A 10,748-nucleotide genomic window follows, 5' to 3' on the forward strand; every position below is an offset into this window, starting at 1 on the left:
TACGTGTCTAACGATCGGCGCCCAGGACAGGCACCAGGGCGGCGCCCAGGGCGGCTGGATCATGGCGAGGAGTGCCGTCGGTGACGGCGACGGGGGCGAGGACCAGCCGGGCACCCAGCGATTCTGCCGCACGTTCGACCGGTTCGGGGTCACCGACCGCCTTGGCATCGGCCAGCACGTGATCAACCTTCAGCTTCGGCAGGTACCAGCGCAACGCGGCCAGATGATCGGCCACCGAGAGACCCAGCGTCTCCTTCTCCGCGGCGAGGTTCAGGGTGACCAGCCGGCGGGCCGGGCTGGACACGATCGCCTCGGCCAGCTGCGGTACCAGCAGGTGCGGCAGCACGCTGGTGTACCAGCTGCCCGGGCCGAAGATCAGCCAGTCGGCCGCACCGATCGCCTCGACCGCCTCCGGGCACGCCTCCGGCTCGTCCGGCGTCAACCGCAGCGACTCCACCAGCCCGGTCGTGACGGCGACCTGGTGCTGGCCGGTGACCGTCCGTACCTCGTCGGGGCGGTCCGGGTCGGCGCCGCGGACCCGCGCCTCGATCCCCACCGGCTGGCAGGACATCGGCAGCACCCGGCCGACCGTGCCGAGCATCGCGCCGGCATGCTCCAGCGCGGCCACCGGATCGCCGAGCAGCTCCATCAGCCCGCACAGCACCAGGTTGCCGACCGCGTGTCCGGCCAGCCCGTCAGCGGTGTCCGCCCGGGGCACCTCGATGAACCGGTGCTGGAAGAGCCCCGCGCTGCGCCGGGTGGCCGGGTGGTCGCCGGCCAGCGCGACCAGCGCCTGCCGCAGGTCCCCCGGTGGGAGCCCGCCCCGCTCGGCGCGCAGCCGGCCACTGGAGCCGCCGTCGTCGCCCACCGTCACCACCGCCGTGATGTCCAGGTCCAGCTCGGGGGCGCACCGACGCAGCGCCCGCAGCGAGGCGGAGAGGCCGTGGCCCCCGCCGAACGCCACCACCCTCGTCGTCATTCCCGCCCCAGGTCACGATGCTGGGCGTTGGCGGCGAGCCCGGACTGGCGCAGCCGCTCGGCCAACTCCTCGGCGATGGCCACGCTGCGATGCTTGCCGCCCGTGCAGCCGACCGCCACCGTCAGGTACCGCTTGCCCTCCCGTTCGAAGCCGGGTGTGGTGGCGTTGACCAGGTCGGCGTACGTGGCCACGAACATGTCCGCCCCCTCCTGACCCAGCACGTACGCGCTGACCGCCTCCTCCCGGCCGGTGTGCTCGCGCAGCTCCGGCACCCAGTACGGGTTGGGCAGGAACCGGGCGTCCAGCACGAAGTCGGCGTCCGGCGGAAGGCCGTACTTGAAGCCGAAGGAGAGCACCGTGACGCGCAGCCGGCGCGCGTCCTCGCCACCGAAGAGCTCCTCGATGCGCCGGCGCAGCTGGTTGACGTTGAGATGGCTGGTGTCGATGATCACGTCAGCCTGGTCGCGGGCCTCCTCCAGGAGGCCACGCTCGACGGCGATGCCGTCGGCGAGCCGCCCGTCGCCCTGCAACGGGTGGGAACGGCGGACGCTCTCGAACCGGCGGATCAGCACCTCGTCGTCCGCGTCGACGAAGACCACCCGCGGCGAGAAGCCCCGATCGCGCAGCTCGCGGATCGCGCCCGCCAGATCGGTGGAGAACGCCCGCGAGCGTACGTCCAGCACCATCGCGGTTCGCCGGGCCGCTCCGCCCGCCTTGAACGCGAGCTCGGCCATGTCGAGCATGAGCGCCTGCGGGAGGTTGTCGACCACGTAGTACCCGACGTTCTCCAGCGCCCGGGCAACCGTGCTGCGCCCGCCGCCGGAGAGGCCGGTGACCACCACGAGAGTGGTGTCCGACTCCGCCGGCGCCGACTGCCCGACGGTTGTCTCCGCCGACGTGTCGTGCCGCCCCTCAGCCGTACGCGCCTCGCTCACCCACTACCCCCAGCCGTGGCGCCGCGGCCGGTCGGCCGCGCATGGTTAATCGCCGACTCTAACGGCTGCGACCTCGTCCGGGATTCCGCAGGGTGATGACCGGAACAGCCAGTTGTCCGATTCGTACGCCTCGCCGGCCCCGGCGAACAGGTCGGCCGGGCCGGCCCACCGTCGTGCCGGTCCCGATGACACCGCCCCGACGACGCGCTCGCCGGAGCCGGACGTCGTCGGGGGCGGCTCGTACACTTCCCGGATGGCCTCCCCTGCCGACCTACGCACCTCGGACGCGTTGCAGGTGCTGCGCCGCATCTTCGGCTACGACACGTTCCGCGGCTTCCAGCAGGACGTGATCGACCACGTGGTGGCCGGCGGCGACGCGCTGGTGCTGATGCCCACCGGGGGCGGCAAATCACTCTGCTACCAGATCCCCGCGCTGGTGCGTCCCGGCGTCGGGGTCGTCGTCTCCCCGCTGATCGCGTTGATGCAGGACCAGGTCGACGCGCTGACCGCGCTCGGCGTACGGGCCGGGTTCCTCAACTCGACGCTCGACCTCGACGCCCGCCGCCGGGTCGAGGCGGCCTTCCTAGCCGGCGACCTGGACCTGCTCTACCTGGCACCGGAGGCACTCGGCTCCCGCGCGACCGTCCAGCTGCTCGAACGCGGCAAGATCGCGCTGTTCGCGATCGACGAGGCGCACTGCGTCTCCCAGTGGGGGCACGACTTCCGGCCCGACTACCTCGCCCTGTCGATGCTGCACGAGCGGTGGCCGGACGTACCACGGATCGCCCTGACCGCCACCGCGACCAGCGCCACCCGCACCGAGATCGCCAGCCGCCTGGACCTGACCGGCGCCCGGCACTTCGTGGCGAGCTTCGACCGCCCCAACATCCAGTACCGGATCGTGCCGAAGCGGGAACCCCGCAAGCAGCTGCTGAGCCTGCTGCGCGACGAGCATCCGGGCGACGCCGGCATCGTCTACTGCCTCTCCCGCGCCTCCGTGGAGAAGACGGCCGACTTCCTCACCGCCAACGGGATCGCCGCGCTGCCCTACCACGCCGGTCTGGACGCGACCACCCGCGCCACGCACCAGCAGCGCTTCCTCCGCGAGGAGGGGCTGGTGATGGTCGCCACCATCGCGTTCGGCATGGGCATCGACAAGCCGGACGTCCGCTTCGTCGCGCACCTCGACCTGCCGAAGTCGGTCGAGGGCTACTACCAGGAGACCGGCCGCGCCGGGCGGGACGGACTCCCGTCGACCGCGTGGCTGGCGTACGGGCTGCAGGACGTCGTCCAGCAGCGGAAGCTGATCGAGACCTCGGAGGGCGACCTGGCGCACCGGCGTGGGCTCGCCCGACACCTCGACGCGATGCTGGCGCTCTGCGAGACCGTCCGCTGCCGCCGCTCGCAGCTGCTGGAGTACTTCGGTGAGCCGGGCACACCCGACTGCGGCAACTGCGACACCTGCCTGACACCGCCGGAGTCGTGGGACGGCACGATCGCCGCGCAGAAGCTGCTCTCCACCGTGTTCCGGCTGGACCGGGAACGCAACCAGCGTTTCGGGGCCGGACACTGCATCGACATCCTGCTCGGGCGACGCTCCGACAAGGTGACCCAGTTCGGGCACGACTCGCTCACCGTCTTCGGCATCGGCGGCGAGCTGCGGGAGGCCGAATGGCGCGGGGTGGTCCGGCAGTTGCTCGCCGAGGGCCTGCTCGCGGTCGAGGGCGACTACGGCACGCTGGTGCTCACCGAGACGAGCGCCGAGGTGCTGGGCCGTCGACGGTCGGTGCTGCTGCGACGTGAGCCGGAGCGCCCCGCCGCCGCCCGATCCGGGCGCTCCCGTGCAGCCGTCGCGGTCGAGCTGCCGCCGGCCGCCGCGCCGGTCTTCGAACGGCTCCGCGCCTGGCGCGCGGCCGCCGCCAAGGAGCAGGGTGTCCCGGCGTACGTGATCTTCCATGACGCCACGCTGCGGCAGATCGCCACCGACGCCCCCACCTCGCTGGCCGAACTGTCCCAGGTCAGCGGGGTCGGGGAGAACAAGCTCGCGAAGTACGGCGAGCAGATCCTCACGGTCCTCGTCGACTCCCCGGCCTGACCGGCGCGGTCAGTCGGTCGACGACGCCTTCGCGGACTCACCGCCGAGCGCGGTGAGGATCGCCTCGGCCGTACGCCGACCCACCCCCGGCACCTCGGTGATCTCCTCGACGGTGGCCGCCGAGAGCCGCTTCAGCGACCCGAAGTGCCGCAACAACGCCTTGCGCCGCACCTCCCCCAGCCCGGGCACCGAGTCCAGCGCCGACTGCGTCATGCGCTTGGATCGGCGCTGCCGGTGAAAGGTGATGGCGAAGCGGTGCGCCTCGTCGCGTACCCGTTGCAGCAGGTAGAGCGCTTCGGAGCTGCGGGGCAGGACGACCGGGAACTCGTCGTCGGGCAGCCACACCTCCTCCAGCCGCTTGGCCAGCCCGCAGAGCGCGACGTCGTCGATGCCCAGCTCGGCGAGGGCCTGTGCGGCGGCCGCCACCTGCGGCGGGCCCCCGTCGACCACCACCAGCTGCGGCGGGTACGCGAACTTGCGTGGTCGCCCGGTGGTCGGGTCGACCAGCACGCCGACCCGCGGCTCGTCCACGGCCGCCGAATCGCCCGCCACCTCCAGGTCGTCGGCCGATTCGACGCCCGCCTCGCCGGTCTCGGCCCGGGAGTCGAGGTAGCGGGCGAAGCGACGGCGAAGCACCTCGGACATCGCGGAGAGGTCGTCGGTGGCGCCGCGGATGATGAACCGGCGGTACTCGCTCTTGCGCGGCAGCCCGTCTTCGAAGACGACCATGCTCGCCACCACATCGGTGCCCTGGATCTGCGAGATGTCGAAGCACTCGATGCGCAGCGGCGACGTGCGCATCCCGAGCGCCTCGCTGATCTCGTCGAGCGCCTTGCTCCGGGTGGTCAGGTCGCCGGCGCGGCGCAGCTTGTGCCGGGCCAGCGCGTCCTTGGCGTTGCGCTCCACCGTCTCCATGAGGGCGCGCTTGTCGCCGCGCTGCGGCACCCGCAGCACGACCCGGCTGCCACGGTGGCTGGAGAGCCAGTCGGCCAGCGCGTCGGCGTCGCCGGGCAGCTCGGGAACCAGCAGCTCCCGGGGCACGTCGGTCTCGCCGTGCTCGCCGCCGTACACCTGCGTGCAGAAGTGGTGCACCAGGTCACCGGTGCTGAGTTCCTCGGTCTTCTCCACCACCCAGCCGCGCTGACCCCGGACGCGGCCGTCGCGCACGTGGAAGACCTGGACGGCCGCCTCCAGCGGGTCGTCGGCGAACGCCACCACGTCGGCGTCGGTGCCGTCGCCGAGCACGACGGTCTGCTTCTCCATCGCCCGCCGCAGCGCGGCGATGTCGTCACGCACACGCGCGGCCCGTTCGAACTCCAACTGCTCGCTGGCGTCGGCCATCTCGCGTTCGAGCTTGCGCACCATGGTGTCGGTGCGGCCGGCCATGAAGTCGCAGAAGCCGTCGACGATCGCCCGGTGCTGTTCGGCGGAGACGGTGCCCACGCAGGGCGCCGAGCACTTGCCGATGTAGCCGAGCAGACAGGGCCGGCCGACCTGACCGGCGCGCTTGAACACGCCGGCGGAGCAGGTGCGGGCCGGGAAGACCCGCAGTAGCAGGTCGAGCGTCTCGCGGATCGCCCAGGCGTGGGAGTACGGCCCGAAGTAGCGCACGCCCTTGCGCTTGGCGCCCCGCATCACCTGCAGCCGCGGGTACTCCTCGTCGAGCGTGACGGCAAGATAGGGGTACGACTTGTCGTCCCGGTAGCGGACGTTGAACCTAGGGTCGTACTGCTTGATCCAGGTGAACTCCTGCTGGAGCGCCTCGACCTCGGTGCCGACCGTGATCCAGTCCACCGACTCCGCGGTGGTCACCATCTGCCGGGTGCGGTCGTGCAGGTTCCAGAGGTCGCCGAAGTAGGAGTTGAGCCGGCTGCGCAGGTTCTTCGCCTTGCCGACGTAGATCACCCGGCCGGTGCCGTCGCGGAAGCGGTAGACCCCCGGCGATTCCGGGATGGTGCCGGGTGCGGGACGGTAGGTCGAGGGGTCAGCCACGGCTGCAAGCCTAGTCCGCGGCACCGACAGCCCCTCGACACGCCGCGTCGCGGCCGTCGGCGCCGGCTTCACCGCCCGGCACGCGCTCTCGGTATGCGTACGACCCGCGGGCGGCGCAGCTCGCGCTCGGCGCTGCCAGCCGAGTCGGCCCGCCGCGACGCCCCGGCACATTGGTGACTCGAGTCGACCTTGCCGCCGCCGGTCCGCCGCCACGAGCTGGTGGCGTCCCACGCGGCTGGGCACCACCAGTGGCCGTTCCGGAGCAGGCCAACGGCCGTTTCCCGCCATGCGGACGGACCGGCCACCTCCGCCGGGCAGGCCGACCGAGCTGCCTCGCGCCCGGCAGCCGACCGGCCGCCGGCCGCCGGACGGGCGGGCGGCCCGGTCGGATCAGGCGAACGAGATCTGGTCGCCGACGACCTTCACCGGCTTGGCCGGAAGCGACCTGGTCGCCGGACCCGCCTTGACCGAGCCGTCCTCGATCGAGAACTTGCTGCCGTGGCAGGTGCAGTTGATCGTGCCGCCGTCGACGTTCGACACCGGGCAGCCCTGGTGGGTGCAGATCGGGTCGAAGCCTTTGAACTGCCCCGGGGTGGGCTGGGTGATGACGACGCCCTGGGCGGCGAGCACCCGGCCACCGCCGAGCGGGATGTCGGTGGTGGTCGCCAGCGACTGCGAGCCCTGCCGGTTGCCGCCGCCGGCGTCCCCGGTGCTGGGTACGACCGGCCCGCCACTGGTGGGCTGCTGCCCGGTCACGCCGTCACCCGCGTCGTTCCCGCCGCAGGCCGCCAGGACGACGGCCGCTCCGGCCGCACCGGCACCGGCGAGCAACGCCCGCCGCGTCTGCGTGCCCGAACGGGTCAGCTCCTGATGGTCACTCATGCCTTGCCCTTCTCTCGGCTGCTGCGGCTCGTCCCGACCCCCGGCGCCACACCTTTTCCACACGTCCGACTGTGCCCGACGGTTCACTCACAGCGTGCCGGAACGCTCCACCGGCTCATCACTCGGCCCGCCAAGCCTTGGCGGGCCGGTGGAGGCCGGGTAGGCGGTCCGGGTAGTTGATCGACTCGACTTTCCTGAAGTCGCGGTGTCCTGGGCGTGCTGATGCGCCGCCTTCAAGAAGGTCGAGTTGACCATCCGTGGCGACGCTGTCGTCCAGTGCCCGGTCAGACCAGGTGTCGTCCAACGGTGGTCGGTTGATCGACCAGGGCGACCGGTAGATCACGACGGATCTTCGCGCGGTCGACCGGTTCGGCTGATGGCGGGCCACGCCGGATCGACTCGGCTTATCGCGCCGGGGGGTCGGCGCACGCGACACCCCGGCTGCAAGGAGCCTGGACAGCTCAACGCGCCCCGGCGGGCACCTTCCGGCTGCCACGGGCCTTCGTCCCGTTGGCCTTGGCCGCCCGCGAGATCGCCGCCGCGGCACCCTTCGCCTCGCCGTCGAGCTTGAGCACGTGCCGCAGGAACTGCCCGGTGTGACTCTCCGGGACCTCGGCGACCTCCTCCGGCGTGCCGGTGGCCAGCACCGTCCCGCCCCGGTGCCCGCCCTCCGGGCCCATGTCGATGAGCCAGTCCGCCGTCTTGATCACGTCGAGGTTGTGCTCGATGGTGATCACCGTGTTGCCCTTGTCGACCAGGCCCTCGAGCACCATCAGCAGCTTGCGGATGTCCTCGAAGTGCAGGCCGGTGGTGGGCTCGTCGAGCACGTAGACCGTCCGGCCGGTCGAGCGCTTCTGCAACTCGGAGGCGAGCTTGACGCGCTGCGCCTCACCGCCGGAGAGCGTCGGCGCGGGCTGGCCGAGACGTACGTAGCCGAGACCGACGTCGACCAGGGTCTTGAGGTGCCGGTGGATGGCCGGGATGGCGGAGAAGAACTCGGCCGCCTCCTCGATCGGCATGTCCAGCACCTCGGCGACGGTCTTGCCCTTGTAGTGCACCTCCAGGGTCTCCCGGTTGTAGCGGGCGCCCTTGCAGACCTCGCAGGGGACGTACACGTCGGGCAGGAAGTTCATCTCGATCCTGATCGTGCCGTCACCCGAGCACGCCTCGCAGCGCCCGCCCTTGACGTTGAACGAGAACCGTCCCGGCCCGTAGCCGCGTACCTTCGCCTCGGCCGTCTCGGCGAAGAGCTTGCGGACGTGGTCCCAGACACCGGTGTAGGTGGCCGGGTTCGACCGGGGGGTACGACCGATCGGCGACTGGTCGACGCCGACCACCTTGTCGACGTGCTCCAGGCCGGTGACCCGGGTGTGCCGGCCCGGCACCAGCCGGGCGCCGTTGATCTGGTTGGCCAGCACGGCGTGCAGGATGTCGTTGACCAGGGTCGACTTGCCCGAGCCGCTGACCCCGGTGACCGCGATGAGCTGGCCCAGCGGGAAGTTCACGGTGAGGTTGCGCAGGTTGTGCTCGCGGGCGCCGTGCACCACCAACTCCCGGCCGGGGGTCTGCGGCCGGCGCTGCTGTGGCGTCGGGATCGACCTGCGACCGGAGAGGTACGCCCCGGTCACCGACTCCGGGTTCTCCAGCAGCTCGGGGACGGAGCCGCTGTGCACGATCCGGCCGCCGTGCTCACCGGCGCCCGGCCCGATGTCGACGATCCAGTCGGCGGTACGGATGGTGTCCTCGTCGTGCTCGACCACGATCAGCGTGTTACCCAGCCCACGCAGCCGCACCAGGGTCTCGATCAGCCGGTGGTTGTCGCGCTGGTGCAGCCCGATCGACGGCTCGTCGAGCACGTAGAGGACGCCGACCAGGCCCGACCCGATCTGGGTGGCCAGCCGGATGCGCTGGGCCTCGCCGCCGGAGAGGGTGCCGGCCGGGCGGTCCAGGGAGAGGTAGTCCAGGCCGACGTCGAGCAGGAACCGCAGCCGGGCGTTGATCTCCTTGAGGACCCGCTCGGCGATCATCTTCTGCCGGTCGGTGAGCTCGATGCCGGCGAGCAGGTCGGCGCACTCCCCCACGGACAGGTTGCAGACCTCGGCGATGCTCTTGCCGGCGATGGTGACCGCCAGCACCTCGGGCTTGAGCCGGGTGCCACCGCAGGCCGCGCAGGGCACGTCCCGCATGTAGCCCTCGTACTTGTCGCGCGACCACTCCGACTCGGTGTCGTTGTGCCGGCGCTCGATCCACTGCACCACACCCTCGAAGCCGGTGTAGTAGGAGCGCTCGCGCCCGTACTTGTTGCGGTAGCGGACGTGCACCTGGTCGTCGGAGCCGTGCAGGATCGTCTTCTGCGCCCGCGACGGCAGCGCCCGCCACGGCGTGTCCACGTCGAAGTGCTCGGCCTGCCCGAGCGCCTCCAGCAGGCGCAGGAAGTATTCCAGGTTGTGCCCGGTGGACCAGGGCTGGATCGCGCCCTCGCGCAGGGTGCGCTCCGGGTCGGGGACGACCAGCTCCGGGTCGACCTCCTTCTTGGTGCCGAGGCCGGTGCACTCCGGGCAGGCGCCGTAGGGCGCGTTGAAGGAGAAGACCCGCGGCTCCAGGTCCTCGATGGCGAGCGGGTGGTCGTTGGGGCAGGCCAGGTGCTCGGAGTAGCGCCGCTCCCGGTCGGGGTCGTCCTCCGGCAGGTCGACGAAGTCGAGCAGAACCAGGCCGCCGGAGAGGCCGAGCGCGGCCTCGACCGAGTCGGTCAGCCGCTGTTTGGCGCTCGCCTTGACGGTGAGCCGGTCGATGACGACCTCGATGGTGTGCTTCTCCTGCTTCTTGAGCTTCGGCGGCTCGGTGAGCGGGTGCACCACACCGTCGACCCGGGCCCGGGCGTAGCCCTTGGCCTGGAGCTCGGTGAAGAGGTCGACGTACTCGCCCTTGCGGCCCCGCACCACCGGGGCGAGCACCATGAACCGGGTGCCCTCGGGCATGGCCAGCACCCGGTCGACGATCTGCTGGGGGCTCTGCTTCGAGATCCGCTCGCCGCAGATCGGGCAGTGCGGCTCACCGACACGGGCGAAGAGCAGCCGGAGGTAGTCGTAGACCTCGGTGATCGTGCCGACGGTGGAACGCGGGTTGCGCGAGGTCGACTTCTGGTCGATCGAGACGGCCGGGCTCAGCCCCTCGATGAAGTCGACGTCGGGCTTGTCCATCTGGCCGAGGAACTGCCGGGCGTACGACGAGAGCGACTCGACGTAGCGGCGCTGCCCCTCGGCGAAGATCGTGTCGAAGGCCAGGCTCGACTTGCCCGATCCGGAGAGCCCGGTGAATACGATCAGGGCGTCCCGAGGCAGGTCGAGACTGACGTCACGCAGGTTGTGCTCGCGCGCGCCACGGATGATCAGTCGGTCGGCCACGGTACGTGTACTCCCGGGTGAAGAAGATGAGGCGGATCTGTCCGCTCGGAGGCGGTTCTGAGCGGTTGTCTGGGCGCAGAAGAACGCCTCGGCAACTCTAGCCCCGAGGTACGACAATTCTCCGTGCCCGCACATTCCCCCAGGTCGGACCGGTCCGCCGCACGGCGGGAGGCCGCCCGCGAACCGCCCCCGAGCAACCACCTGCGGCGGCATGGTCAACTCGACTTCCTTGAAGACGGGGGATCCGCCCGCCGAAGACACCCCGACCACAAGGAAGCCGAGTCGATCAACCGACCCGGCGCGAGTGGCCGGCCCGCCCGACACGCAGCTCAGTAGCCACCCGGCGCGGGTGGCCGGGCCGGGCGGCTCGCCCGCCCGGGGGCCCCCCCCCAGCCCCCGCGCCGGGCCGGGGCGGCCCCGGCCGCCCGCCGCCGCGGGGCGGAGGCCCCCGCCCGCGGCAC

The 10,748-nt window shown here is 71.6% G+C and carries 6 protein-coding genes; 1 reads left to right on the forward strand and 5 read right to left on the reverse strand.

What is annotated here, in order from left to right; translation table 11 throughout:
* Window positions 1-7 precede the first annotated feature (7 nt).
* Both yvcK and rapZ read right to left on the reverse strand, forming a co-directional pair.
* Window positions 8-979, reverse strand: a complete 972-nt coding sequence (yvcK, locus tag ABZS42_RS12405) for a uridine diphosphate-N-acetylglucosamine-binding protein YvcK (protein WP_355144484.1) — start codon at window positions 977-979, stop codon at window positions 8-10.
* The gene (gene rapZ, locus ABZS42_RS12410) at window positions 976-1,821 is read right to left on the reverse strand and encodes an RNase adapter RapZ (RefSeq protein WP_355144518.1); all 846 of its coding nucleotides are present in this window, start codon (window positions 1,819-1,821) and stop codon (window positions 976-978) included. The genes yvcK and rapZ overlap by 4 nt, the downstream gene beginning before the upstream one ends.
* 346 nt (window positions 1,822-2,167) lie before the next feature.
* Between rapZ and recQ the strand changes: the two genes are divergently transcribed.
* Window positions 2,168-4,009, forward strand: coding sequence for a DNA helicase RecQ (gene recQ / locus ABZS42_RS12415; RefSeq protein WP_355144486.1), 1,842 nt, complete (start codon window positions 2,168-2,170; stop codon window positions 4,007-4,009).
* 9 nt (window positions 4,010-4,018) lie between these two features.
* Here recQ and uvrC read toward each other — a convergent pair whose 3' ends face one another.
* From uvrC to uvrA, 3 genes are all read right to left on the reverse strand, one after another.
* Window positions 4,019-6,001 (reverse strand): excinuclease ABC subunit UvrC, encoded by a 1,983-nt coding sequence (gene uvrC, locus ABZS42_RS12420; protein ID WP_355144488.1) that lies wholly within the window; start codon window positions 5,999-6,001, stop codon window positions 4,019-4,021.
* A 390-nt stretch (window positions 6,002-6,391) separates the two neighbouring features.
* A complete protein-coding gene (locus ABZS42_RS12425) occupies window positions 6,392-6,883 on the reverse strand; it encodes a Rieske (2Fe-2S) protein (protein WP_355144490.1) in 492 nt (163 codons plus the stop codon).
* Between the two features lie 461 nt (window positions 6,884-7,344).
* Entirely contained in the window at window positions 7,345-10,287 is a 2,943-nt protein-coding gene (gene uvrA, locus ABZS42_RS12430) for an excinuclease ABC subunit UvrA (protein ID WP_355144492.1), read from the reverse strand.
* Window positions 10,288-10,748: the final 461 nt, after the last annotated feature.

The organism is Micromonospora sp. NPDC005367 (genome assembly GCF_040606825.1).
Taxonomy (GTDB): domain Bacteria; phylum Actinomycetota; class Actinomycetes; order Mycobacteriales; family Micromonosporaceae; genus Micromonospora.

Excerpts from the sequence above, each read along its gene's own strand:
- yvcK (WP_355144484.1), bottom strand. The coding sequence starts at position 979 with ATGACGACGAGGGTGGTGGCGTTCGGCGGGGGCCACGGCCTCTCCGCC.
- recQ (WP_355144486.1), top strand. The coding sequence starts at position 2,168 with ATGGCCTCCCCTGCCGACCTACGCACCTCGGACGCGTTGCAGGTGCTG.
- ABZS42_RS12425 (WP_355144490.1), bottom strand. The coding sequence starts at position 6,883 with ATGAGTGACCATCAGGAGCTGACCCGTTCGGGCACGCAGACGCGGCGG.